The sequence below is a fragment of the Amnimonas aquatica genome (assembly GCF_002943415.1).
Taxonomy (GTDB): Bacteria; Pseudomonadota; Gammaproteobacteria; order Pseudomonadales; family Moraxellaceae; genus Perlucidibaca; species Perlucidibaca aquatica_A.
Genome location: NZ_PTQZ01000003.1, coordinates 1 through 23,659, shown reverse-complemented (window position 1 = coordinate 23,659; position 23,659 = coordinate 1). Strand labels below are relative to the sequence as shown.

At 68.5% G+C, this 23,659-nt stretch carries 23 protein-coding genes and 1 pseudogene; 18 read left to right on the top strand and 6 right to left on the bottom strand.

Going from position 1 to position 23,659, the window contains the following annotated elements; genetic code table 11:
- Positions 1-363 (top strand): transglycosylase SLT domain-containing protein (locus C5O18_RS10280; protein WP_241146688.1); only part of this gene is annotated, 363 nt, incomplete at its 5' end.
- 39 nt (positions 364-402) lie between these two features.
- On the opposite strand, the gene mnmC1 is transcribed toward C5O18_RS10280, so the two are convergent.
- The 3 genes from mnmC1 to ispZ are packed head-to-tail and all read right to left on the bottom strand — an operon-like array spanning position 403 to position 2,542.
- Positions 403-1,617 carry an FAD-dependent 5-carboxymethylaminomethyl-2-thiouridine(34) oxidoreductase MnmC1 gene (gene mnmC1, locus C5O18_RS00390; RefSeq protein ID WP_105190909.1) on the bottom strand — a complete coding sequence of 405 codons (1,215 nt, stop codon included), beginning with the start codon at positions 1,615-1,617 and terminating at the stop codon, positions 403-405.
- Positions 1,618-1,621: 4 nt separating this feature from the next.
- Positions 1,622-1,921 (bottom strand): YciI family protein, encoded by a 300-nt coding sequence (locus C5O18_RS00385; RefSeq protein WP_105190908.1) that lies wholly within the window; start codon positions 1,919-1,921, stop codon positions 1,622-1,624.
- Between the two features lie 18 nt (positions 1,922-1,939).
- Positions 1,940-2,542 (bottom strand): septation protein IspZ, encoded by a 603-nt coding sequence (gene ispZ / locus C5O18_RS00380; protein ID WP_105190907.1) that lies wholly within the window; start codon positions 2,540-2,542, stop codon positions 1,940-1,942.
- Between the two features lie 141 nt (positions 2,543-2,683).
- Between ispZ and C5O18_RS00375 the strand changes: the two genes are divergently transcribed.
- From C5O18_RS00375 to C5O18_RS00350, 6 genes are all read left to right on the top strand, one after another.
- Positions 2,684-3,571 (top strand): PHP domain-containing protein, encoded by an 888-nt coding sequence (locus C5O18_RS00375; protein ID WP_105190906.1) that lies wholly within the window; start codon positions 2,684-2,686, stop codon positions 3,569-3,571.
- Positions 3,568-4,188 carry an L-threonylcarbamoyladenylate synthase gene (locus C5O18_RS00370; protein WP_105190905.1) on the top strand — a complete coding sequence of 207 codons (621 nt, stop codon included), beginning with the start codon at positions 3,568-3,570 and terminating at the stop codon, positions 4,186-4,188. Before C5O18_RS00375 ends, C5O18_RS00370 begins: the two co-directional genes overlap by 4 nt.
- Before the next feature lie 171 nt (positions 4,189-4,359).
- Positions 4,360-5,394, top strand: coding sequence for a segregation and condensation protein A (locus C5O18_RS00365; RefSeq protein WP_105190904.1), 1,035 nt, complete (start codon positions 4,360-4,362; stop codon positions 5,392-5,394).
- Positions 5,384-5,950, top strand: a complete 567-nt coding sequence (scpB, locus tag C5O18_RS00360; protein ID WP_105190903.1) for an SMC-Scp complex subunit ScpB — start codon at positions 5,384-5,386, stop codon at positions 5,948-5,950. The genes C5O18_RS00365 and scpB overlap by 11 nt, the downstream gene beginning before the upstream one ends.
- Positions 5,943-6,956 (top strand): 23S rRNA pseudouridine(2605) synthase RluB, encoded by a 1,014-nt coding sequence (gene rluB / locus C5O18_RS00355; protein WP_105190902.1) that lies wholly within the window; start codon positions 5,943-5,945, stop codon positions 6,954-6,956. Before scpB ends, rluB begins: the two co-directional genes overlap by 8 nt.
- Entirely contained in the window at positions 6,956-7,399 is a 444-nt protein-coding gene (locus C5O18_RS00350) for a DUF2721 domain-containing protein (protein ID WP_206389667.1), read from the top strand. The genes rluB and C5O18_RS00350 overlap by 1 nt, the downstream gene beginning before the upstream one ends.
- A 46-nt stretch (positions 7,400-7,445) precedes the next feature.
- On the opposite strand, the gene C5O18_RS00345 is transcribed toward C5O18_RS00350, so the two are convergent.
- The 3 genes from C5O18_RS00345 to ubiG form a co-directional block, all read right to left on the bottom strand.
- Positions 7,446-8,198, bottom strand: a complete 753-nt coding sequence (locus tag C5O18_RS00345) for a YciK family oxidoreductase (protein ID WP_105190901.1) — start codon at positions 8,196-8,198, stop codon at positions 7,446-7,448.
- 86 nt (positions 8,199-8,284) lie between these two features.
- Positions 8,285-8,974, bottom strand: coding sequence for an HAD family hydrolase (locus C5O18_RS00340; RefSeq protein WP_105190900.1), 690 nt, complete (start codon positions 8,972-8,974; stop codon positions 8,285-8,287).
- Positions 8,971-9,720: a bifunctional 2-polyprenyl-6-hydroxyphenol methylase/3-demethylubiquinol 3-O-methyltransferase UbiG gene (gene ubiG, locus C5O18_RS00335; protein WP_105190899.1), complete on the bottom strand. Its 750-nt coding sequence runs from the start codon at positions 9,718-9,720 to the stop codon at positions 8,971-8,973. Before ubiG ends, C5O18_RS00340 begins: the two co-directional genes overlap by 4 nt.
- 178 nt (positions 9,721-9,898) lie before the next feature.
- Between ubiG and gyrA the strand changes: the two genes are divergently transcribed.
- The 11 genes and pseudogenes from gyrA to C5O18_RS00280 form a co-directional block, all read left to right on the top strand.
- On the top strand, positions 9,899-12,718 hold the full coding sequence (gene gyrA / locus C5O18_RS00330) for a DNA gyrase subunit A (RefSeq protein WP_105190898.1): 2,820 nt from the start codon (positions 9,899-9,901) through the stop codon (positions 12,716-12,718).
- The gene (serC, locus tag C5O18_RS00325; RefSeq protein ID WP_105190897.1) at positions 12,702-13,799 is read left to right on the top strand and encodes a 3-phosphoserine/phosphohydroxythreonine transaminase; all 1,098 of its coding nucleotides are present in this window, start codon (positions 12,702-12,704) and stop codon (positions 13,797-13,799) included. Before gyrA ends, serC begins: the two co-directional genes overlap by 17 nt.
- Positions 13,800-13,815: 16 nt before the next feature.
- Positions 13,816-14,928 (top strand): prephenate dehydratase, encoded by a 1,113-nt coding sequence (gene pheA, locus C5O18_RS00320; RefSeq protein WP_105190896.1) that lies wholly within the window; start codon positions 13,816-13,818, stop codon positions 14,926-14,928.
- A 9-nt stretch (positions 14,929-14,937) separates the two neighbouring features.
- Positions 14,938-16,086, top strand: a complete 1,149-nt coding sequence (gene hisC, locus C5O18_RS00315; protein WP_105190895.1) for a histidinol-phosphate transaminase — start codon at positions 14,938-14,940, stop codon at positions 16,084-16,086.
- Positions 16,083-18,243: pseudogene (gene aroA / locus C5O18_RS00310) on the top strand (3-phosphoshikimate 1-carboxyvinyltransferase). The gene hisC and the pseudogene aroA overlap by 4 nt, the downstream one beginning before the upstream one ends.
- Positions 18,244-18,263: 20 nt before the next feature.
- The gene (cmk, locus tag C5O18_RS00305) at positions 18,264-18,989 is read left to right on the top strand and encodes a (d)CMP kinase (protein WP_105190894.1); all 726 of its coding nucleotides are present in this window, start codon (positions 18,264-18,266) and stop codon (positions 18,987-18,989) included.
- Positions 18,990-19,179: 190 nt separating this feature from the next.
- Positions 19,180-20,853 (top strand): 30S ribosomal protein S1, encoded by a 1,674-nt coding sequence (rpsA, locus tag C5O18_RS00300; protein WP_105190893.1) that lies wholly within the window; start codon positions 19,180-19,182, stop codon positions 20,851-20,853.
- 123 nt (positions 20,854-20,976) lie between these two features.
- Positions 20,977-21,300, top strand: coding sequence for an integration host factor subunit beta (gene ihfB, locus C5O18_RS00295; protein WP_478209668.1), 324 nt, complete (start codon positions 20,977-20,979; stop codon positions 21,298-21,300).
- Positions 21,297-21,602 (top strand): lipopolysaccharide assembly protein LapA domain-containing protein, encoded by a 306-nt coding sequence (locus tag C5O18_RS00290; RefSeq protein WP_105190892.1) that lies wholly within the window; start codon positions 21,297-21,299, stop codon positions 21,600-21,602. Before ihfB ends, C5O18_RS00290 begins: the two co-directional genes overlap by 4 nt.
- A gap of 9 nt (positions 21,603-21,611) precedes the next feature.
- Positions 21,612-22,364: an orotidine-5'-phosphate decarboxylase gene (pyrF, locus tag C5O18_RS00285; RefSeq protein WP_105190891.1), complete on the top strand. Its 753-nt coding sequence runs from the start codon at positions 21,612-21,614 to the stop codon at positions 22,362-22,364.
- Between the two features lie 192 nt (positions 22,365-22,556).
- The coding region (locus C5O18_RS00280; protein WP_206389666.1) for an OmpP1/FadL family transporter at positions 22,557-23,659 on the top strand (1,103 nt) is incomplete at its 3' end.

Below are 23,659 nucleotides of genomic sequence, written 5' to 3'. Positions count from 1 at the left end.
CCACGCCGCTACATCCTCGGTTTCATTCCGGGGCCGCGCCGTTCCACCGCCTATGGTTACGCCCAGGCCGTGAACGGCACCTGGAAGGAGTACGTGGACCGGCAGAACCGCTGGTTCGCACGCCGCGACGACTTCTCCGACGCCATCGACTTCATCGGCTGGTACCACTACGGCACCACCCGCGAGCTGGGCATGCGCAGCGATGACATGCGCAATCTCTATCTGGCCTACCACGAAGGGCGCGCCGGGTTCGCGCGCAGCAGTTACCTGGCCAAGCCCTGGCTGATCGCCTACACCGGCAAGGTTGAGCAGACCGAGGCCCTGTACCGGCAGCAGTACACGGGCTGCACGCTGGCGCGCTGACACCGTCGCGCCTCGGGTATCCGGCGGCAGTCGCCGGGCTCAGCGCGGCTGCCTCCAGAACAGGCCCCGGCGCCAGTCGCGCAGCAGGAAGCGGTCCGGGCGCAGGCGCTCGGCCAGCGCTGTCGGCATGACGGGCGTTTTCTCCTCGAGCAGATCGGCGATCAGGGTGGCGACCGGCCAGGCCTGGGTGAAGCCCTTGGCGCCATGCCCCAGGCTGGCCAGCAGCGGAGCGTGATCATCCCAGCGCGGCTGGCGGGCACCGGGCGGCTGTGCCGCCAGTGTCCGCCGCGCGCCCGGCAGCCAGGGCAGGTGTCCGGCCAGCGGCAGGTAGTCCGGTGTCTGCCAGCGCAGGCTGGCGCGACCCTGCCAGATGGCTGGTGTCGGCAGCGCTGCTGCCAGCGCCGGCAGCAGGGCCTCCAGCTCGCGTGCATTGGCGAGGTGATCTTCGTGCGTGATGTCCGTGTCCGAGCGTCCGGGCTGGAAAGTGGCGCCCAGGCAGAGTCCGCCGTCGGCCACGGGCGCCAGGTAGCCGCCGTAGCACAGGGTGGTCTGCAGCATCTGCGTGCCTGCCGGCGTCAGCGAGACCTGGCCGCGTACCGGCTTCAGCGGCAGGGCGCCGGCGTCATTGCCGGCGTGCAGCGCGCCGGTCGCGCCGGCATGTGCCAGCACCACGGCATCGGCATGTTCCTCGCCGAGCGCGGTGGACAATCGCCAGCCGTCAGCCGCCGGCTGCAGGTCATGCACGGGGCAGCCCTCCACCAGCGTGATGCCCGGACGGGCGAGCAGGGCGGCAAGCAGACCGGCCGGGCGTAGCACGCCGGCGTGTGGCAGCCAGAGCGCGGACATGGGCAGCGGCAGGCCAGCCAGGCGCGAGGCCTCGGCGGCATCGACGCGCCAGACTTGCTCACCCCACCAGGGGTGGTCCGGGCCGATGTCGGCCTTCTGCTTGCGCTGGTCCAGCCAGAGCACGCCGGTCTGCCGGAAATGCGGCGCCAGGCGCGGGTCGCGCAAGATCTCCAGGGCCTGAAGGAAGGCCATGGACTGCAGGTGCAGCGGTGTCTGCGCGGCGGCGACCAGCTTGGGGTAGAGGATGGCGACCGGATTGCCGGAGCCGCCGGCCCCGGCGCGGGATGCCTCCAGCACGCGCACCTGCCAGCCACGCTCGGCCAGCGTCCAGGCCACGCTGGCGCCGGCGATGCCGGCGCCGATGACCGTGACCCGGCGCGACGGGCGCTGCTGGCCGCTGCCGCTCACGGCCTCAGGGCAGCACGCGGCGGAACGGCTTGACGGTCACCCGGGCGTAGACGCCGGCGGCGACATAGGGGTCGGCATCGGCGAAGGCGCGCGCCTCCTCCAGGGAAGCGAACTGCGCCACCACCAGGCTGCCGGTGAAACCGGCGGGGCCGGGCTCTTCGCTGTCGATGGCCGGGTGCGGGCCGGCCAGCAGCAGGCGGCCTTCGGCCTGCAGCGCCTGCAGGCGTGCGAGGTGCGCCGGGCGGGCGGCGAGGCGGGCGTCGAGCGTGCCGGGATGGTCTTCGGCGATGAGGGCGTACCACATGGGGCGGTTTCTCCGGATTCAGTGATCGTTGTCGCGCTGGCCGCGGGCGGCGTCAGCGGCCCCGGTTGCGCCGGCATCATCGGCGGGCGCGGCTTCGTTGAGCGCGCCCCTGCGCACCAGCCAGACCCCCTGGAGGATGATGAACAGGAAGGTCAGGCCGAGGCTGCCGAAGAGCTTGAAGTCGACCCAGTATTCCGGGAAGTGCAGCACGACATAGCCGTTGGCCACGGCGGCGAACAGGAAGAACACCACCCAGGCCAGGTTGAGCCCGCGCCACTGCGCGTCCGGCAGGGTCACGGCCTGGGCCATCATGCGCTGCACCAGCGGCTTGCCGCCGATGAACTGGCTGCCGAGGAAGAGCAGGGCGAGCAGCACGTACACGCCCGGCGCCTTCCACTGCAGGAATTTTTCGTCGTGCAGGCCGAGGGTCAGCGCGCCCAGCACCAGCGTGGCCACCACGGTGATCCACTGGCTGGTCTCCAGCTTGCGCTCGCGCCACCAGACCAGGCCGTAGATCACGGCCACGGCAGCCATCAGCACGCCGGCGGCGACATAGATGCCGGAGAGCTTGTAGGCGATGAAGAAGGCGATGATGGGCAGGAAGTCCAGCCAGGCTTTCATGCGGATGCGGTCCTCTGCGGGGACGCCCGGGCGCCTGCGGGCAGGCGTGATCGGGTGCCGGATGGGCGGAGATGCGGCGCCGGGGAGGGTGCCGATCTGTTAGAGTGGACGCATCTTAATGTACCCGGGGAGCCGGATGCCATGCCGGAAATCGATCTGCACAGCCACAGCCGCTGCTCCGACGGCAGCCTGTCGCCTGCCGATCTGGTGGCGCTGGCGGCGCGTGCCGGCGTGCGCGCGCTGGCGCTGACCGACCATGACAGCACCGCCGGCGTCGCCGAGGCGCGCGCGGCGGCGGTGGCGGCCGGCATCACGCTGATTCCCGGGGTCGAGTTGTCGGCGGTCTGGGGCCCGCACAACATCCACGTCGTCGGTCTGCAGGTCGATCCCGCGCACCCGGTGCTGCAGGCCGGCCTGCAGCGCCAGGCCGGGGCGCGCGCCGAGCGCGGGCGCCAGATCGGCGCGCGCCTGGAGGCGCTGGGCATGGCGGGCGCCTACGAGGGCGCGCTGGCGCTGGCCAGCGGTCCGGACGCGGTCAGCCGCACGCATTTCTCGCAGTGGCTGTTCGCCCAGGGTCATGTCGGCAACGTGCAGCAGGCCTTCGACCGCTGGCTCGGTCCGCGCAAGCCGGCGTCGGTGCCCATGCCGTGGGCCGAGCTGGCCGAGACCATCGGCTGGATACACGCGGCCGGCGGCGTCGCGGTGCTGGCGCATCCGGGCCGCTACCCGATGACGCGCAGCAAGCTGCGCCAGCTCATCATGGCGTTCAAGGATGCCGGCGGCGATGCCATGGAAGTCGCCACGGCCACCGAGAAGCCCGACATGGTGCGCTACCTGGGCCAGCTCTCGGCCATGTACGGCCTGCTGGCCTCGCAGGGCAGCGATTACCACGGCACGCCGGCGCCCTGGATCGCGCTGGGCCGCTTCCCGCGTCTGCCGGCCGGCTGCACGCCGGTCTGGACCGCCTGGGGCTGGCCCGTCGATGCCCTGGTCGCACAACCCGAGCCGTCCCTGGAGACCCTGGCATGACGCAGCACTGGATCCTGCACCCCGACAACCCGCAACCGCGCCTGCTCAAGCAGGCGGCCGAGCGGCTGCGCGCCGGGGAGCTGGTGGTCATGCCCACCGACGCCAGCTACGTGCTGGCCTGCCAGATCGGTGACAAGGCCGTGCTCGAGCGCCTGCGGCGCCTGCGCGAGCTGGACGAGACCCACCACCTGACGCTGCTCTGCCGCGACCTGTCGGAGATCGGCACCTACGCCAAGGTCGACAATCCGGTGTTCCGCCTGCTCAAGGCCAATACGCCGGGTGCCTACACATTCATCCTCTCCGGCACGCGCGAGGTGCCGCGACGCCTGCTGCATCCGAAGAAGCAGACCATCGGCATCCGCGTGCCTTCGCATCCGGTGGCGCTGGGCCTGCTGGAACTGCTCGACGAGCCGCTGCTGTCGACCACGCTGCAGATGCCCGGCGACGACGAGCCGCTGAACGATCCGGAAGAGATCATCGCGCGCATCGGCAAGCGTGTGGACGTGGTGCTGGACTCCGGTTTCGGCGGCCTGTCGTCGACCACCGTGGTCGATCTCACCGAGGACAGCCCGCAGGTGCTGCGCGTCGGCCTCGGCGATCCCGCCCCGTTCGGCTGAGCCGGCGCGGTCGCCTCCGGGGCCGGTCGCCCGTCCGCCGCTTGCCGGCCATTTGCTGTCATTTGCCGGCAGCGGAAACCGGCTGACGAGTGGCAGACATCCTGCATGGAAAAGCGGCATAATGGCCGCCAGAAGCACTACCGCTGCGAAGCGGCAACCCCGCGAGGACCCATGAGCACCGACACGACGGCACTCCCCGAGCCCGAGACCCCGTCCGAGATTCCGTCCGAGCCCCTGGCACCGGCGGCCGGCGTGCTCGCGCTCGATGCCCGGACCGGCGGTGCCGTCGCGGAGGCGACGGGTGCCGCGGATGCCGGCGTGGCGGAGGACACGCCGCCGGCACAGCTCAACGCCATCGCCCGCGTCAAGGGCGAGCTGTTCACCCAGCTGCCCGAAGACCTCTACATTCCGCCCGACGCCCTGCAGGTCTTCCTCGACACCTTCGAAGGCCCGCTCGACCTGCTGCTGTACCTGATCCGGGCGCAGAACATCGACATCCTCGACATTCCGGTGGCGCGCATCACGCGCCAGTACCTGGAGTACGTCGAGCTCATGCAGTCGCTGAATTTCGACCTCGCCGCCGAGTACCTGCTCATGGCAGCCTGGCTGGGCGAGATCAAGTCGCGCCTGCTGCTGCCGCGCCCCAAGGGGCCGGATGGCGAGGAGGAGGCCGACCCGCGCGCCGAGCTGATCCGCCGCCTGCAGGAATACGAGCGCTTCAAGAAGGCCGCCGAGCAGATCGACCGGCTGCCCTGCGAGGGCCGCGATTTCTTCGTCGCGGCGGCGCAGCAGCCCGATTACTCGCGCCAGGTCGAGCCGCCGCGCGTCGAGCTGCGCGAGCTGCTGCTGGCGCTGCAGGACGTGCTGCGCCGCGCCGACCTCTACGAATCGCACCAGGTCTCGCGCGAGACCCTGTCCATGCGCGAGCGCATGAGCAACATCCTCGACAGCCTGCGCGGTGGCGGCTTCGTGCCCTTCGTGTCGCTGTTCCAGGTCGAGGAGGGGCGCCTGGGCGTGGTGGTGTCTTTCATGGCCGTCCTGGAGCTGGTCAAGGAAGGCCTGATCGACCTGGTGCAGACGGAATCCTTTGCCGACATCCATGTCCGCGCCCGCATCGGCGAGTCGCAGGGGCAGGCGCTGGATCTCGGCGATGACCCGGCCGGCGAGCCGGATGCCTACGAGGAGGCTGCGTTCGATGACGCCTGATGATCTGAAATCCATTGTCGAGGGCGCGCTGTTCGCCGCCGGCAAGGCGCTCTCTGTGGAGCAGCTGCAAGCCCTGTTCGAAGAGGGTGCGGCACCCGACACCGGCAGCCTGAAAGCCGTGCTGTCGGCGCTGATGGCCGATTACGAGGGCCGTGGCGTGCAGTTGCAGCAAGTGGCGTCGGGCTGGCGCTTCCAGGTCCGCACCGAGGTCGGCCCCTGGGTCAGCCGGCTCTGGGAGGAGCGTCCGCAACGTTATTCGCGCGCGCTGCTGGAGACACTGGCACTGATCGCCTACCGGCAGCCGATCACCCGCTCGGAAATCGAGGACATCCGTGGTGTCACCGTCAGCACCCAGATCGTCAAGACCCTGCTGGAGCGCGACTGGATCCGCGTTGCCGGCCACAAGGAGGTCCCGGGCCGGCCGGCGCTGTTCGCCACCACGCGCGGCTTCCTTGACGACTTCAACCTGCGCAGCCTGGCGGACCTGCCGGCGCTGGCCGACATTCGCGATCTGTCCGAGATCGCAGCCGAACTGGAACAAGTGAATCATGAGTGAAAAACTGCAGAAGGTCCTCGCGCGCAGCGGGCTGGGCTCGCGCCGCCACATGGAACAGGCCATCATCGACGGCCGCGTCAGCGTCAACGGCGTGGTCGCCAGCCTCGGCGACCGCGTGGCAGTCGGCGACGAGCTCCGCCTCGACGGCCGCCTGGTGCATTTCAGCGTCGAGTCCGAGCTGCGCCGGCGCGTCATCGCCTATTACAAGCCGGAAGGCGAGATCTGCTCGCGCTCCGACCCGGAAGGCCGCCCGACGGTGTTCGACAACCTGCCGCGCATCAAGGACGAGCGCTGGGTCATGGTCGGCCGTCTCGACATCAACAGCACCGGTCTGCTGCTGTTCACCAACGACGGCGAGTTCGCCAATCGCCTCATGCACCCGTCCAGCGGCATCGAGCGCGAGTACGCGGTGCGTGTCATGGGCACGCTGACGCCCGAGGTGCAGCGCACGCTCTGCGACGGCGTCGAGCTGGATGACGGCCCGGCACGCTTCGAGAGCGTGTCCGAACTCGGCGGCGAAGGCTTCAACCGCTGGTGGCAGGTGGTGGTGAAGGAAGGCCGCAACCGCGAGGTGCGTCGCCTGTTCGAGTCGCAGAACCTCAAGGTCAGCCGCCTGCTGCGCACCCGCTACGGCACCCAGAAGCTGCCGCGCGAACTGCGCACCGGTCGCTGGGTCGAGCTCGACAAGCCCGACATCGATGCCCTGCTGGGTGCGGTGGAGCTGCGTCCGCGTCGTGGCGGCACCGGCCTGTTCGGCATCGCCAAGCGTCGTGTCGACAAGCTGCGCGACAACCCGCTGCCGCCGCGCCCGGTCGATGCCGGCCGCCAGCGTCGCAGCCGCGAGGCCGCTGCCGAGGGGCGCCCGGCGCGCATCCAGCGTCACGACGGCAACGCGCGTCCGGCGCAGCAGGGTGGCGGCGCGGGCGCCGACCAGCAGCGCAAGGGCGGCTTCCTGCGTCAGCAGCGTCGCGACGGCCGCAACAAGGATCCGCAGTCCGGAGAGTGATGAGCGCCATGGCCATGAGCATCGATGTCAGCACGCCTTCCATCCTGTTCCCGGCCATTTCGCTGCTGCTGCTGGCGTTCACCAACCGCTTCCTGGCGCTGGCCAGCCTGATCCGCAGCCTGCACGACCGCTACAAGGCAGAGCCCGACCCGCAGGTGCTGGCCCAGCTCGGCAACCTGCGTCACCGCCTGCTGCTGATCCGGGACATGCAGGCCTGCGGGGTGTGCAGCCTGGTGGTGTGCATCCTCTGCATCGGCTGCGTGCTGCTGGCCTTCAAGACAGCGGCGCTGGTCGGCTTCGTGGTCAGCCTGGTGCTGATGTTCCTGGCGCTGGCGCTGTCACTGCGCGAGATCCTGATCTCGTGCCGGGCCATGGAAGTCCATCTGGCGGATATCGAAGAGCTGCACCTGGAGGAAACCCGCTCCTGGCACCGGCACCTGTGAGGCCGGAGGCGGGGCGTTTGCATCGGCCGCCGGAGCGGACCGAGGCTCAGGCTGCCGGCTTGGGCTGGGCGTCGAACGACTGCCCGGTGACGCCGCGACTGTCAGGCCCCAGCAGGTACAGGTAGAGCGACATGATCTCTTCCGGCGTGCGCAGGCTGCCCGGATCCTCGCCGGGGTAGGCGCTGGCACGCATGCCGGTGCGCGTGGCGCCCGGGTTGATGGCATTGACGCGGATGTTGGAGATGTTGGCGATCTCGTCGGAGAGCATCTGCACCAGGCCCTCGATGCCGCACTTGGAAATGGCGTAGGCGCCCCAGAACGCGCGCGCGCGGCGTCCGACGCTGCTGCTGGTCATGACGATGCTGGCGTCTTCGGAGCGCTTCAGCAGCGGCAGCAGGGCCTGGGTGAGCACGAACGGCGCGCGCAGGTTGACCTTCATGACGAAGTCCCAGACATCCGGGTCGTAGCTTTCCAGCGGCGTGATGTCGCCGAGCACGGCGGCGTTGTGCAGCAAGCCGTCGAGGCGTCCGAAGGTGGTCTCGATCAGTTCCGCGACCTGCTGGCACTCGTGGCCGCCGGCGATGCTCAGGTCCAGGGTCAGGATGGCCGGGGTCGGCCCTCCGGCGGCGACGATCTCGTCGTAGACGGCATTGAGCCGGGCCAGCTCGCGTCCCAGCAGGACCACGGTGGCGCCGCGGGCGGCGCAGGCCAGCGACACCGCGCGGCCGATGCCGGCGCCCGCGCCGGTGATGAGCAGGACACGGTCCTTGAGCAGGTTGGTGTCTTCGGTCGGCGTCATGGCGTCAGTCTCTCCGTCTGGTGGCTTCCGGTTCCGGCGGATGCGCCGGGCTCGTCTACGTCGTCGCCGGTCCGCCGCCGCGCCGTTCAGTCCAGTCGTGGCAGCAGCCAGTCGCGGAAAGCGGCGATATCCTCGCAGACCGCGTCGGCGCCCCAGTAGGCGGCGCTGTCGTCGTCGGGGATGTAGCCCCAGCCGGCGGCGACGGTGATCATGCCGGCACGGCGGCCGGCCTCGATGTCACGCACATGGTCGCCGACATAGATGCACTCCTCGGCGGCCACGCCCGCGAGCTTCGCGGCCTTGAACAGCGGCTCGGGGTGCGGCTTGGTCTGGCTGACCTCGTCGGCGCAGACCGTGGCCGCCGAACGGGCCTCCAGTTGCAACGCGCGCATCAGCGGTCGGGTGTACGTGCTGGCCTTGTTGGTCACCACGCCCCAGGGAATGCCGCGCTCTTCAAGTGCCTGCAGTATCTCCTCGAAACCCGCGAACAGGCGCGAGGCATCGGCCAGGTGCTGTTCGTAGTCTGCGAGGAAGGCGTAACGCAGCTCGTCGAACCTGGGGTCGGTGCTGTCCAGCCCGGGAAAGCGGGCGGCGGCGATGACGGCGCGGGCGCCTTCCGACACCGCGGTGCGGATCTGCTCGTAGGGCACCGGCGGCAGGTCGAGACCCGCGCGCAGCCGGTTGACGCCGGCGTGGAAGTCGGGCGCGGTGTCGATCAGGGTGCCGTCGAGGTCGAACAGCACGGCCGCGGGGCGATTGGCGACCGGGCGGTTCATGCCGCGTTCTCCGCGTCGGCGGCGAGCGGGCGGGTGCAGGCGATCATGTAGTTCACGTCCACGTTCGGGGCCAGCCAGTAGCGGCCGGTCAGCGGGTTGAAGTGCAGGCCGGTCATCTCGTCGACGCTGAAGCCGGCGGCGCGCGCCCAGCCGCCCAGTTCGGAGGGGCGGATGAACTTCTGGTAGTCGTGGGTGCCGCGCGGCAGCATGCGCAGCACGTATTCGGCGCCGACGATGGCGAACAGCCAGGACTTGGGGTTGCGGTTGATGGTGGAGAAGAACACGCGTCCGCCCGGCTTCACCAGCTTCAGGCAGGCGGCCACCACGGCACCGGGGTCGGGCACATGCTCGAGCATTTCCAGGCAGGTCACGGTGTCGAAGCTGCCGGGCTGTTCGTCGGCGAGCACTTCGACCTGCACGCGGCGGTAGCTGATGCCGGTCACGCCGTCCTGCTCGGCGTGCAGGCGAGCTACCGCCAGCGGTGCCTCGCCCATGTCGATGCCGAGCACGGTCGCGCCCCGGCGCGCCATGCTCTCGGCGAGGATGCCGCCGCCGCAGCCGACGTCGAGCACGCGCTTGCCGGCCAGCCCGACGCGTTCGTCGATCCAGTTCAGGCGCAGCGGATTGATGTCGTGCAGGGGCTTGAATTCGGAGGCGCGATCCCACCATTTCGCGGCCAGCGCCTCGAACTTGGCGATTTCGGCCGGATCAACGTTGCCCGTGGGCTGTTCGACGCTCTGCGACATGGCGGTTTCCTCGCATCTGGCAATTCGTGCGGCGCCCGCTGCGCCGGTGCCGGTCGGTCAAAGTCGCACAGTATAGCGAGATTGACCGGTGCCGGAATGCCCGCGGCGGCTTCGGAAAAATGCCCGGCTGTGCTATGCTCCAGCGCTTTAACGACGGCCCAGAAGAAGAGAAAACTGCATGACCGACGTTGCCAAGGAAATCCTTCCGGTCAACATTGAGGACGAGCTGCGCCAGTCCTATCTCGACTACGCCATGAGCGTCATCGTCGGGCGTGCGCTGCCCGATGTCCGTGACGGCCTCAAGCCCGTGCACCGCCGCGTGCTGTACGCCATGCACGAGCTCGGCAACGACTGGAACAAGGCCTACAAGAAGTCGGCCCGCGTGGTCGGCGACGTGATCGGCAAATACCATCCGCACGGCGATTCCGCGGTGTACGACACCATCGTGCGCATGGCGCAGCCGTTCTCGCTGCGCTACATGCTGGTCGACGGCCAGGGCAACTTCGGTTCGGTCGACGGCGACAACGCCGCCGCCATGCGTTACACCGAAGTACGCATGACCCGCCTGGCGCACGACCTGCTCGCCGACCTCGACAAGGAAACCACGGACTGGGTGCCGAACTACGACGGCACCGAAATGATCCCGGACGTGCTGCCGACCAAGGTGCCCAACCTGCTCGTCAACGGTTCCAGCGGCATCGCCGTGGGCATGGCGACCAACATTCCGCCGCACAACATGACCGAAGTCATCAACGCCGTGCTGGCGCTGATCGACGAGCCGGAAATCGACATCGACGGGCTGATGCAGCACATCACCGGGCCGGATTTCCCGACCGCGGCCATCATCAACGGCCGCGCCGGCATCGTCGAGGCCTACCGCACCGGCCGCGGCCGCATCTACATCCGCGCCCGTCACCACATCGAGACCGACGCCAAGACCGGGCGACACACGATCATCTTCACCGAGATCCCGTACCAGCTGAACAAGGCGCGCGTGATCGAGAAGATCGCCGAGCTGGTCAAGGAAAAGAAGATCGAGGGCATTGCCGAGCTGCGCGACGAGTCCGACAAGGACGGCATGCGCATCGTCATCGACCTCAAGCGCGGCGAGGTCGCCGAGGTCGTGGTCAACAACCTGTTCGCGCAGACGCAGCTGCAGAGCGTGTTCGGCATCAACATGGTGGCCATCGACGAAGGCCAGCCCAAGATCATGAACCTCAAGCAGGTGCTGGAAGCCTTCGTGCGCCACCGCCGCGAGGTGGTGACCCGGCGCACCGTGTTCGAGCTGCGCAAGGCGCGCGAGCGCGGCCACATCCTCGAAGGCCTGGCGGTGGCGCTGGCCAACATCGACCCGGTCATCGAGCTGATCAAGAAGTCGCCGAGTCCGGCCGAGGCCAAGGAGCGCCTGATGGCCGAGTCCTGGCTGCCGGGCGCGGTCGAGGGCATGCTGGAGCGTGCCGGTGATGTCAACGCCTGCCGTCCCGAGGGCCTGTCGCTGGCCTACGGCTTCCAGAACGACCGCTACCGGCTGTCGCCGGAACAGGCGCAGGCCATCCTCGACCTGCGCCTGAACCGCCTCACCGGCCTGGAGCAGGACAAGCTGGTTGCCGAGTACGGCGAGATCCTCGGACGCATCGCCGAACTCATGCTCATCCTCGCCGATCCCGAACGCCTGCTCGAGGTCATCCGCGAAGAGTTGCGCCAGATGCGCGACCTCTACGGCGACAAGCGCCGCACCGAGATCATCGGCTCCAAGCTCGACCTCACGCTGGAAGACCTGATCACCGAAGAGCAGGTGGTGCTGACCATCTCGCACGCCGGCTACGCCAAGACCCAGCCGCTGGCCGACTACCGCGCCCAGCGCCGCGGCGGCCGCGGCAAGTCGGCCACGGCGGTCAAGGACGAGGACTACATCGAGCACCTGCTGGTCGCCAGCACGCACACCACCGTGCTGTGCTTCACCAGCGTCGGCAAGGTCTACTGGCTCAAGGTCTACGAGCTGCCGTCCGGCGGGCGCGGCGCCAAGGGCAAGCCCATCGTCAACATCCTGCCGCTGGCCGAGGGCGAGCGCGTCACCACGCTGCTGCCGATCGACCTCGCGGCCTACCAGGGCGATGCCGACGAAGACGGCGATGACGATGCCCTGGACGATGGCGTGATCGATGCCGTCGCCGAGGTGGTGAACGAGTCCGATGAAGGCGAGGGCGGCGACGATGACGCCGACGACCTCGCGCTCACCGGGCTGGACGAGCCCACCGGCGCCTACATCTTCATGGCCACGGCTTCCGGCACGGTGAAGAAGACACCGCTGGTGCAGTTCAGCCGTCCGCGCAGCAACGGCCTGATCGCGCTGCGCCTGGAAGAGGGTGACACCCTGATCGCCGCCGCCGTCACCAACGGCGCCTGCGAGGTCATGCTGTTCTCCGACGGCGGCAAGGTCATCCGCTTCAAGGAAAAGCATGTCCGCACCATGGGCCGCACCGCGCGCGGCGTGCGCGGCATGCGCCTGCCGGCGGAGCAGCAGCTGATCTCCATGATCATTCCCGAGTCCGGCGCGCAGATCCTCACCGCCTCGCGCAACGGCTTCGGCAAGCGCACCGGCCTGGCCGGCTTCCCGCGCCGCGGCCGCGGCGGCCAGGGCGTGATCGCCATGCAGGCTTCCGAGCGCAATGGCGAGCTGGTCGGCGCCGTGCAGGTGAGCGAGAACGACGAGCTGATGCTGATCTCCGACCAGGGCACGCTGGTGCGTACCCGCGTCGGCGAGGTCTCGGTGTCGTCGCGCAACACCCAGGGCGTGACCCTGATCAAGCTGGCCCGGGACGAGCACCTGGTCGGCCTCGTGCGCCTCGATGAAGTCGAGGACGACGAGTTCCCCGGCGACGACAGCGCCGATGCGCCGGTGACCGCGGACGCGGCCGGCGGCGATGCTGGTGGCGATGATATTTCCCAGACAACCGACACTTCCGATACTCCGGTGCAAGATGACGAGAGCGTTTAACTTCTGTGCGGGTCCGGCGGCACTGCCGGAAGCGGTGCTGCAGCAGGCCCAGGCCGATCTGGTCGACTGGCAGGGGCGCGGCTGCTCCGTGATGGAGATGAGCCATCGCGGCAAGGACTTCGTGCGCATCGCCGAAGAGGCCGAACAGGACCTGCGCGACCTGCTGGGCGTGCCGGACAACTACAAGGTGCTGTTCCTGCAGGGCGGCGCCACGCTGCAGTTCGCCCAGGTGCCGCTCAACCTGCTGCGCGGCAACGCCTCTGCCGACTATGTCTGCACTGGCGTGTGGTCGGAGAAGGCCATCGCCGAGGCGCGCAAGCTGGGCGGCGTCAACGTCGTGGCCAGCGACGAGGCCAACAACTTCCGTGCCGTGCCGTCGCTGTCGGCCTGGACGCCGGACAGGGACGCAGCCTACCTGCACTACACGCCGAACGAGACCATCCACGGTGTCGAGTTCGACTTCATTCCCGACACCGCCGCGCTCTACGGCCGTGACGTGCCGCTGGTCGCCGACTACTCGTCGAGCATCCTGTCCGAACCGCTGGACGTGTCGAAGTTCGGCCTGATCTACGCCGGCGCGCAGAAGAACATCGGTCCGGCCGGCATTGTCGTGGTGATCGTGCGCGAAGACCTGCTCGGCCAGGTGCCGGCCGGCACGCCGACCATGCTCGACTACGCCGTGGCCGCCAAGAACGGATCCATGTACAACACGCCGCCGACCTTCTCCTGGTACCTCGCCGGGCTGGTGTTCAAGTGGCTGAAGCAGCAGGGCGGCCTGGCCGCCATGGCCGAGGTCAACGCCCGCAAGGCGGCGCGTCTCTACGCCGCCATCGACGGCAGCGACTTCTACGGCAACCCGGTGGCGCTGCCGAACCGTTCGCGCATGAACGTGCCGTTCACGCTCGCCGACGCCGGCCTGGAAAAGACCTTCCTCGCCGAAGCCGATGCGCGCGGGCTCATCAACCTGGCCGGGCACCGCTCGGTCGGCGGCATGCGCGCCAGCCTCTACAACGCCGTGCCCGAGGCTGCCGTGGAGGCGCTGACCGCCTTCATGGCCGACTTCGAGCAGCGTCACGGCTGAGCGGGAGACTGACTGCATGAGCGATGGCATGAGCAAGGCGACACTGCCCGGCCTGGCGCAGATCCGCGATGAAATCGACCGCCTGGATGCCGACATCCAGGCGCTGATCAGCGCGCGTGCGCGCTGCGCCCAGCAGGTGGCCCTGGTCAAGCAGGCCGAGGATCCGGAGGCCACGGTGTTCTACCGTCCGGAGCGCGAGGCCCAGGTGCTGCAGAAGGTCATGGCGCGCAACGAGGGGCCGCTGCATCCGGAAGAAATGGCGCGCCTGTTCCGCGAGATCATGTCGGCCTGCCTGGCGCTCGAGCATCCGCTGCGCATCGCCTTCCTGGGGCCCAACGGCACGTTCACGCAGACCGCCGCGCTCAAGCATTTCGGCCATTCGGTGCAGACCGTGCCGCTGAACACCATCGACGAGGTGTTCCGCGAGGTCGAGGCCGGTGCGGTGAACTACGGTGTGGTGCCGGTGGAGAACACCACCGAGGGCATCGTCACGCACACGGCGGACTCCTTCCTGACGTCGTCAGCGCGCATCATCGGCGAGGTCGAGCTGCGCATCCATCACCACCTGCTGGTGGCCGAGGGCACGCGCGTGGAGTCGATCTCGCGCATCTACTCGCACCAGCAGTCGCTGGCGCAGTGCCGCAAGTGGCTGGATGCCCATTTCCCCAAGGCCGAGCGCGTGGCGGTGTCGAGCAACGCCGAGGCTGCGCGCCGCATCAAGGGCGAGTGGCACTCGGCGGCGATCGCGGGCGAGACCGCGGCCGACATGTACGGGCTGGTCAAGCGTCACGAGTGCATCGAGGACAACCCCAGCAACACCACGCGCTTCCTGATCATCGGCACCGAGTCGGTGTCGCCGTCGGGCGAGGACAAGACCTCGATCGTGGTGACCATGAAGCGCAACCAGGCCGGCGCCCTGCACGACATCCTGGCGCCGTTCGCGGCGCGCGGCATCAACCTGACCCGCATCGAGAGCCGGCCGAGCAAGAACGACATCTGGACCTACGTGTTCTTCATCGATTTCGAAGGCCACCAGGACGATCCGCGCGTGCGCGAGGTGATGTCCGAGCTGGATCCGGTGGTCAGCGACGTCAAGGTGCTGGGTTCCTACCCGCGCGCCGTGCTCTGAGAGACCGACATGACCGATTTCCTGTCCCGCGCCCGTCCCGGCGTGCAGCATCTGGCGCCATACCAGCCGGGCAAGCCGATCGAGGAGCTGCAGCGCGAGTTCGGTCTCGCACGCGTGGTCAAGCTGGCCAGCAACGAGAACCCGCTGGGTCCGTCGCCGGCCGCGCTGGCGGCGCTGAAGGCGGCACTGCAGGCCGATCCGGCCGAGCTGGGGCGCTACCCGGACGGCAACGGCTACGTGCTCAAGGAGGCCATCCGCGCCCGCTTCGGCTGGGCGCACGAGCGCATCCTGCTCGGCAACGGCTCCAACGACGTGCTCGAGCTGGTGGCGCGGGCGTTCCTGGGCGAGGGCGATGATGCCATCTACGCCCAGCACGCCTTCGCGGTGTATCCGCTGGCGGTGCAGGCCACCGGTGCGCGCGGCATCGAGGTGCCGGCCAGGAATCATGGCCACGACCTGCCGGCCATGGCCGCGGCGGTGACGCCGGCGACCAAGGTGATCTTCCTCGCCAACCCGAACAACCCCACCGGCACCTGGTTCGAGCGTGCCGATTTCGAGGCTTTCATGGCCGCGGTGCCGGCGAATGTGGTGGTGGTGCTGGACGAGGCCTACTGCGAATTCGTAGATGACGCGCAGGCGCTCAGCGGTTTCGACGTGCTCGACCGCTACCCGAACCTGATCGTGTCGCGCACGCTGGCCAAGGCCTACGGCCTGGCGTCGCTGCGTGTCGGCTACGCGGTGGCCGGCGCCGACCTGATCGGCATCCTCAATCGCGTGCGCCAGCCCTTCAATGTCAACAGCCTGGCGCTGGCGGCGGCCGCCGCCGCGGTGGCCGACGACGATTTCGTGGCGCGCAGCCGTGCCCTCAACGCCGCCGGCCGCCGCCAGTGGCTGGACGGCCTGGCCGCGCTCGGCCTGCGCGCCATTCCGTCACGTGGCAATTTCCTCTGCGTCGACATGGGGCAGCCGGCCGGCCCGCTGTTCCAGGCCCTGCTGCGCGAAGGCGTGATCGTGCGCCCGGTGGCGAACTACGGCTTGCCCGACCATCTGCGCATTTCCATCGGCCTGGCCGAGGAGAACGACTTCGCGCTGGCCGCGCTCGCGCGCGTGCTGGCCGCGGCCGGGCAGGGCGCCGCGGTGGCGGAGGGGGCGTCGTGAAGCGCTGGCCGCTGCGCCAGGTCACCTTCATCGGTCTCGGACTGATCGGCTCCAGCCTGGCGCGCCTGCTGCGCGAAAAGGGCCTGGCAGAGCGCATCACCGCCGCCAGCCGCAGCGCCTCTACGCTGGCCACGGCGCGCCAGCTCGGGCTCATCGATATCGGCTACGCCGACCCGGCCGATGCCGTGCGCGGCGCCGACCTGGTGATCCTGGCCATGCCGGTGAATGCCACCGAGGCGGTGCTGCGCACGATCTGCCCGGCACTGCCGGCGCAGGCCGTGGTCACCGATGTCGGCAGCACCAAGGGCAATGTCGTGGCGGCCGCGCGCGCGGTCTGGGGCGAGGTGCCGCCGACCTTCGTGCCCGGCCACCCGATCGCCGGCTCCGAGCAGAGCGGGGTGCTGGCCGGCCGCGCCGGCCTGTTCGCCGGCCACAAGGTCATCCTGACGCCGCTGCCGGCCACCGCGCCGCAGGCGCTGGCGCTGGTGCGCGAACTCTGGGAGGCCGCTGACGCCGAAGTGCTGACCATGCCGGTCGAGCGCCACGACGCCGTGCTCGCGCGCACCAGCCACCTGCCGCACCTGCTGGCGTTCTCGCTGGTCGACACGCTGGCGCGCGAATCCCACAACCTGGACATCTTCCGCTACGCGGCGGGCGGTTTCCGCGATTTCACCCGCATCGCCGCCAGCGACCCGCTGATGTGGCATGACATCTTCCTCGCCAACCGCGAGGCGGTACTGCAGGCGCTGGACGGCTTCGAAGCCGGCACCGCGACGCTGCGCCAGGCCATCACCGATGGCGACAGCGAGGCCCTGCTGGGTATNACTGATCTACACCGTCCGCCCCGGCGGGCGCATGACCGGCCACGCCCGCGTGCCCGGCGACAAATCCATTTCGCACCGCTCCATCATGCTCGGCTCGCTGGCCGAGGGCGTCACCGACGTCACCGGTTTCCTCGAGGGCGAGGATGCCCTGGCCACGCTGCAGGCCTTCCGTGACATGGGCGTGGTCATCGAAGGCCCGGACCGCGGCCGCGTGCGCGTGCACGGCGTCGGCCTCAACGGCCTGAAGCCGCCTCCGGGGCCGCTCTACGTGGGCAACTCCGGCACCTCCATGCGCCTGCTGTCCGGCATCCTGTCGGCGCAGCCGTTCGATACCGTGATGACCGGCGACCCGTCGCTGACCAAGCGTCCGATGGAGCGCATCGCCAAGCCGCTGCGTGCCATGGGCGCCGAGATCCAGACCACCGGCGAGCGCGGCACGCCGCCGGTGAGCGTGCATGGCAGCGCGGTGGCCGCGCGCGGCGGCCTCAAGGGCATCCATTACGACATGCCGGTGGCCAGCGCCCAGGTCAAGTCCGGCGTGCTGCTGGCCGGCCTCTGGGCCGAGGGCGAAACCTCGGTGACCGAGCCGGCGCCGACCCGCGACCACACCGAGCGCATGCTGCGCGGCTTCGGCTACGAGGTGAAGGTCGAGGGCTCGACCGCGACCATCCGTGGCGGTGGCCGCCTGACCGCGACCAGCATCGACGTGCCGGCCGACATCTCCTCGGCGGCCTTCTTCCTGGTGGCGGCCTCGATCGCGCCGGGCTCCGACCTGGTGCTCGAGCACGTCGGCATGAACCCGACCCGCGTCGGGGTCATCAACATCCTGCGCGCCATGGGCGGCGATCTGACCGTGTTCAACGAACGCGTGGTCGGCGGCGAGCCGGTGGCCGACATCCGCGTGCGCAGCGCGCAGCTGAAGGGCATCCGCATCCCCGAGGACCAGGTGCCGCTGGCCATCGACGAATTCCCGGCGCTGTTCATCGCCGCCGCCTGTGCCGAGGGCACCACGGTGCTCACCGGCGCCGAGGAGCTGCGCGTCAAGGAGTCCGACCGCATCCAGGTCATGGCCGACGGCCTGATCACGCTCGGCATCAAGGCCGAGCCGACCACGGACGGCATCGTCATCGAGGGCGGCAGCCTGGGTGGCGGCGAGGTGGTCAGCCACGGCGATCACCGCATCGCCATGTCTTTCGCCATGGCCGGCCTGCGCGCCGGCGCTCCCATCGTCATCCGCGACTGCGCCAATGTCGCCACCAGCTTCCCGGACTTCCTGGGCCTGGCGCGCCGCTGCGGCCTGGATATCTCGGCCAGCGAAAGCGACGCCGGCTGAGTCCATAGAGAAGAACAACAATGAGTGCAGAAATCGAAAAGAAGCCCGTCCGCTCGCCGGTGCCGGTGATCGCCATCGACGGTCCCAGCGGCTCCGGCAAGGGCACCATCGCGCATCGCATCGCCGCTCGCTTCGGCTTCCACGTGCTGGATTCCGGCGCGCTCTACCGCCTGCTCGGTGCCGCCGCCCAGCGCCATGCCGTGGCCTTCGACAACGAGGCCGCGCTGGAGGTCCTCGCCGCGCACCTGGATGTGCAGTTCATCGGCGACGATGACGGCGAGGCCCGCATCCTGCTCGAAGGCGAGGATGTCACCAATGCCATCCGCACCGAGGAGGCCGGCCGCGCCGCCTCCCAGGTCGCCGCGCTGCCGCGCGTGCGCAACGCGCTGCTGGCCCGCCAGCAGGCGTTCCGCGACACCCCGGGGCTGGTCGCCGACGGTCGCGACATGGGCACGGTGGTGTTTCCGGACGCCGAGCTGAAGATCTTCCTGACCGCGTCGGCGCAGGCGAGGGCGGAGCGCCGCTACCGGCAGTTGCTGGAAAAGGGGTTTGATGCTAGCCTCGCCGCCCTTGTCGAAGATATCCAGGCCCGCGACGCGCGCGACACCCAGCGCAGCGTGGCACCGCTGAAGCCGGCGGACGACGCCCTGGTGCTCGACAGCACCGACCTCGGTATCGAGGCCGTGGTGCAGCGTGTCATCGATGCCGCCCGTTCGGTGCCGAGTCTCGCTAAAATTATTCAATGAAATCAGCTGCTCAGAGTTAACTCCTGAGCCTGGTTGAAAAGGACTGACGGGCAGGTGCCGAGGCGCCTGCCGTTGGAGATGTTCCGGACGGCGACCACCAGCCTGGCCGCCCGGGACGTCAAAAACCACAAACCCGCCTGAGCTGGTCAGGTGGCTACATACGAGTGCCATCCGGCACTGGAAGGACAACATGACTGATTCATTTGCCGCCCTTTTTGAAGAAAGCCTGGTTTCCCTTGACGTCGAGCGCGGCGCGCTCATCAAGGGTACCGTCGTTGCCGTTGACAGCGACTGGGTCACCGTCGACACCGGCCTGAAGTCCGAGGGCGTGATCGCCCGTGAAGAGTTCCTGAACGACCGCCGCGAGCTGGAAGTCGCCGTGGGTGACCAGGTTGATGTCGTCGTCGACGCGCTCGACAACGGCATGGGCTACACCCTGCTGTCGCGCGAGAAAGCCAAGCGTGCCGAGACCTGGATCCGTCTGGAGAAGGTTTTCGAAGCCGGCGAAATCGTCAAGGGCATCATTTCGGGCAAGGTCAAGGGCGGCTTCACCGTCGACGTCGGTTCCATCCGCGCGTTCCTGCCGGGCTCGCTGGTCGACATCCGTCCGATCCGCGACACCGCGCACCTGGAAGGCCGCGAGCTGGAATTCAAGCTCATCAAGCTCGACGCCAAGCGCAACAACGTCGTGGTCTCGCGCCGCGCCGTGATGGAAGCCGAATCGTCGGCCGAGCGCGAACAGCTGCTGGCCAACCTGCAGGAAGGCCAGGTCGTCAAGGGCATCGTCAAGAACCTGACCGATTACGGCGCGTTCGTCGACCTGGGCGGCATCGATGGTCTGCTGCACATCACCGACATGGCCTGGAAGCGCATCAAGCACCCGTCCGAGATCGTTGAAGTCGGCACCGAACTGACCGTCAAGGTCCTCAAGTTCGACCGCGAGCGCAACCGTGTCTCGCTGGGTCTGAAGCAGCTGGGCGAAGATCCGTGGCTGGCCCTGATGGGTCGCTATCCGGAAGGCACCCGCGTCAAGGCCAAGATCACCAACCTGACCGATTACGGCTGCTTCGCCGAGATCGAGGAAGGCGTGGAAGGCCTGGTGCACGTGTCCGAGATGGACTGGACCAACAAGAACATCCACCCGTCCAAGGTCGTGCAGATCGGCGACGAAGTGGAAGTCATGGTGCTGGACATCGACGAAGACCGTCGCCGCATCTCGCTCGGCATCAAGCAGTGCCGCGAGAACCCGTGGGATGCCTTCGCCCGCACGCACGAGAAGGGCGAGCGCGTGTCCGGCAACATCAAGTCGATCACCGACTTCGGCATCTTCATCGGCCTGGACGGCGGCATCGACGGCCTGGTCCACCTGTCCGACATCTCCTGGAACGAAACCGGCGAAGAAGCCGTGCGTCGCTTCAAGAAGGGCGACCCGATCGAAGCCACCATCCTGTCGGTGGACCCGGAGCGCGAGCGCATCTCGCTGGGCATCAAGCAGCTCGAGCGCGACCCGTTCGGCGACTTCGTGGCCCAGTACGACAAGGGTGCCATCGTCAAGGGCACGGTGAAGTCGGTCGACGCCAAGGGCGCCACGATCGAAGTCATCGACGGCGTCGAAGCCAGCCTGCGCGCTTCCGAGCTGAGCCGCGACCGCGTCGAAGATGCCACCAAGCATCTGGCCGTGGGTGACTCGGTGGAAGCCAAGATCATCGGCATCGACCGCAAGACCCGCGTCATCAGCCTGTCCGTGAAGGCCAAGGATGAAGCCGACGACCGCGAAGCCATCGCCAGCCTGCGCGAGCAGAATGTCGATGCCGCCGGTCCGAAGACCATCGGCGACCTGATCAAGGCCCAGATGGGCAGCTGATCGCACGGTCACCGCCATCATTGATGGCGGCGCGTAAAAAAGAAACGGGAGTAGTTGTCTACTCCCGTTTTTTTATGTTTAGAATCATGGCGTTGTCATTTCATCTGGAAAGGCCTCTCCGCCATGACACTGACCCGTTCCGAACTCATCGAGCGTCTCGCGGCGCGCCAGACCCTGCTCACCGGCAAGGATGTCGAACTGGCGGTGAAGACCATCGTCGAGCAGATGTCGGAAACCCTGGCTTCCGGCGAACGCATCGAGATCCGCGGCTTCGGCAGCTTCTCGCTGCATTACCGGGCTCCGCGCATCGGCCGCAATCCCAAGACCGGCGAGGCGGTGAGCCTCGACGGCAAGAGCACGCCGCATTTCAAGCCCGGCAAGGAGTTGCGCGACCGCGTCAACGACAGCGCCGCCACCACGCCCATCCGCACGGGAGATGATGCATGAACGCGATCCGCAAGCTGCTGTTCTGGCTGCTCCTGCTGGCCTTCGTCTTCGCCGGTTTCTGGATGGTCATCGTCAACGATGACACCCTGAACCTGAACCTGCTGTTCATGCAGGTGCTGAACGTCAACGCCGGCTTCGTCATCCTGGTGACCTTCACCCTGGGGCTGGTGCTGGGCCTGCTGGTCGGCAGCAGCTGGACCCGTCTTTCCATCTGGCGCAAGGACAGGGCGGCGGTGAAGGCGCGCCAGTCCGCCGAAGCTGACGTGCCCGTGGTCACTCCGCCCAATCCGCCGATCTACTGAGCGCATTCCATGTCCGTCGCATCTTCCGGGGCCTCGGCTCCGGCTGCCGTTTCTCCGCGTGTCCCGGTCGCTTCCCCGGTCATTGTCGCCCTCGACTACACCTCGGCCGCGCCTGCGCTGGCCCTGGCCGAGCGGCTGTCGCCGTCCGCCTGCCGCCTCAAGGTCGGCAAGGAACTGTTCACCCATGAAGGGCCGGCGCTGGTGCGCCAGCTGCAGGGTCTGGGTTTCGAGCTGTTCCTGGACCTCAAGTTCCACGACATTCCCAATACCGTGGCCGGTGCCGTCGCCGCTGCCGCCGATCTCGGCGTATGGATGGTCAATGTCCATGCCCAGGGCGGCCGCCGCATGATGACCGCCGCGCGCGAGCGCCTGCAGCAGCAGGGTCACCGCACGCTGCTCACGGCGGTGACCGTGCTTACCAGCATGGAGGCCGAGGACCTGGCGGAGGTGGGCATCGCCCGTTCGCCGCTGGAGCATGTCCAGGCCCTGGCCGCGCTGGTCGCCGACTGCGGTCTCGACGGCGTGGTCTGCTCGGCGCAGGAAGCCGCTGTGCTGCGCGCCGCGCGCGGCCCGGACTTCGCGCTGGTGACACCGGGCATCCGCCTGGCCGACAGCGTCGCCGATGACCAGCGTCGCATCATGACGCCGGAGCGCGCGGTGGCGGCGGGCGCCAGCCATCTGGTGATCGGCCGCCCGATCACGCAGGCGGCCGATCCGCTGGCGGCGCTGACCCGCATCAACACCAGCCTGGGCCTGTCCTGAGTCCGCCAGCGGCTGCCCGGACCGGGTGACTGTCCGGTCCGGTATCTGCCACAAAAGCCAACAAAAGTATCGCCAGCGACCAGCGGGCGCGATAACATCGCGCCCGTTCGGAAGCCATGCCGTCTGTCGCGCATGTAACACCGGTCATCGGAAGACCAGCCATCTGACCCCTCGGGAACCATTATGAGTAGTATGCGTCCCCGTGAGATCGCGCTCGCGATATCACTGCTTGGTGTTGTCCCCGCCCTCCAGGCCGCCGGCCTCGAATATCCGTGGCAGTCGACCTCGGCCATGGGCACCGCCCAGGCCAGCGGCGCCGAGGCCGAAGATGCCTCGGTCGTGTTCTTCAACCCCGCCGGCATGGTCCGCCTGAAGACCACCACGGTATCGCAGGGTGGACAGGTGCTGTCGGTGCGCGGCCGCTTCGTCAACGACGGCACCACGCAGTTCGAGCAGGGCAAGACCAACGACGGCACGCTCTCCACCGGCGGCGACGAGGGCAGCTACCATCCCCAGGCGATTCCGGCGGGGCAGTTCTACGCCGTGGTGCCGTACAGCGACAACATCACCCTCGGCCTCGGCATTTTCGTGCCCTATGGCGCCAACGTGAACTACAAGTCGGACTGGGTCGGGCGCTATTTCCAGGACTCGGGCGCGATCGAGACGGTGAACATCAACCCGTCCATGGCCATCCGCTTCGATGACCAGCACAGCATCGGCTTCGGCCTGTCGGCGCAGATCATGCACATGCGCCTGAACGCCGCCGCCGATGTCCAGGAAGCGGCCTTCGGCATCGGCAAGGGCACCATCCAGAAGGGACTGAGCCTGCTCTGCAGCTCCAATGGTCTGCCGATTGTCGGCGGTATTTCGGCCACAGTCTGCAGTGGCCTCACCGACCTGGCGACAGGCCCGCTGATCGCCGATGGTGCCGGCGACGGCAAGCTGACCATCGAAGGCATGGGCTACGGCTTCGGCTGGAACGCCGGCTACATGTTCCGTTTCAATGATGACCGCACGCGCTTCGGCCTGAGCTACCGCTCCGCCATCCGCCAGACCATCGACGCCGACTACGACTGGGACTTCAGCAAGGTCACCGGCAACATTCCGGACATCACCGGCGTACAGGAAGGCAATCCTTTTAGTCTGCTGGGTGCGCTGGCCGGCCAGATCAGCCTGCGCGAGTATGTCGAAAACTACGTGCGGCCTGACACCAAGGCCAAGCTCAAGGTGACCACGCCGGAGTCGGTGGCGGCTTCGGTGTTCCACCAGGCCACGGACCGCCTGGCGGTCATGGG

Excerpts from the sequence above, each read along its gene's own strand:
- C5O18_RS00385 (WP_105190908.1), bottom strand. The coding sequence starts at position 1,921 with ATGTGGTACGCCCTCATCGCCGAAGACCATCCCGGCACGCTCGACGCC.
- ispZ (WP_105190907.1), bottom strand. The coding sequence starts at position 2,542 with ATGAAAGCCTGGCTGGACTTCCTGCCCATCATCGCCTTCTTCATCGCC.
- C5O18_RS00375 (WP_105190906.1), top strand. The coding sequence starts at position 2,684 with ATGCCGGAAATCGATCTGCACAGCCACAGCCGCTGCTCCGACGGCAGC.
- C5O18_RS00370 (WP_105190905.1), top strand. The coding sequence starts at position 3,568 with ATGACGCAGCACTGGATCCTGCACCCCGACAACCCGCAACCGCGCCTG.
- C5O18_RS00365 (WP_105190904.1), top strand. The coding sequence starts at position 4,360 with ATGAGCACCGACACGACGGCACTCCCCGAGCCCGAGACCCCGTCCGAG.
- scpB (WP_105190903.1), top strand. The coding sequence starts at position 5,384 with ATGACGCCTGATGATCTGAAATCCATTGTCGAGGGCGCGCTGTTCGCC.
- rluB (WP_105190902.1), top strand. The coding sequence starts at position 5,943 with ATGAGTGAAAAACTGCAGAAGGTCCTCGCGCGCAGCGGGCTGGGCTCG.
- C5O18_RS00350 (WP_206389667.1), top strand. The coding sequence starts at position 6,956 with ATGAGCGCCATGGCCATGAGCATCGATGTCAGCACGCCTTCCATCCTG.
- C5O18_RS00345 (WP_105190901.1), bottom strand. The coding sequence starts at position 8,198 with ATGACGCCGACCGAAGACACCAACCTGCTCAAGGACCGTGTCCTGCTC.
- C5O18_RS00340 (WP_105190900.1), bottom strand. The coding sequence starts at position 8,974 with ATGAACCGCCCGGTCGCCAATCGCCCCGCGGCCGTGCTGTTCGACCTC.
- ubiG (WP_105190899.1), bottom strand. The coding sequence starts at position 9,720 with ATGTCGCAGAGCGTCGAACAGCCCACGGGCAACGTTGATCCGGCCGAA.
- gyrA (WP_105190898.1), top strand. The coding sequence starts at position 9,899 with ATGACCGACGTTGCCAAGGAAATCCTTCCGGTCAACATTGAGGACGAG.
- serC (WP_105190897.1), top strand. The coding sequence starts at position 12,702 with ATGACGAGAGCGTTTAACTTCTGTGCGGGTCCGGCGGCACTGCCGGAA.
- pheA (WP_105190896.1), top strand. The coding sequence starts at position 13,816 with ATGAGCGATGGCATGAGCAAGGCGACACTGCCCGGCCTGGCGCAGATC.
- hisC (WP_105190895.1), top strand. The coding sequence starts at position 14,938 with ATGACCGATTTCCTGTCCCGCGCCCGTCCCGGCGTGCAGCATCTGGCG.
- cmk (WP_105190894.1), top strand. The coding sequence starts at position 18,264 with ATGAGTGCAGAAATCGAAAAGAAGCCCGTCCGCTCGCCGGTGCCGGTG.
- rpsA (WP_105190893.1), top strand. The coding sequence starts at position 19,180 with ATGACTGATTCATTTGCCGCCCTTTTTGAAGAAAGCCTGGTTTCCCTT.
- ihfB (WP_478209668.1), top strand. The coding sequence starts at position 20,977 with ATGACACTGACCCGTTCCGAACTCATCGAGCGTCTCGCGGCGCGCCAG.
- C5O18_RS00290 (WP_105190892.1), top strand. The coding sequence starts at position 21,297 with ATGAACGCGATCCGCAAGCTGCTGTTCTGGCTGCTCCTGCTGGCCTTC.
- pyrF (WP_105190891.1), top strand. The coding sequence starts at position 21,612 with ATGTCCGTCGCATCTTCCGGGGCCTCGGCTCCGGCTGCCGTTTCTCCG.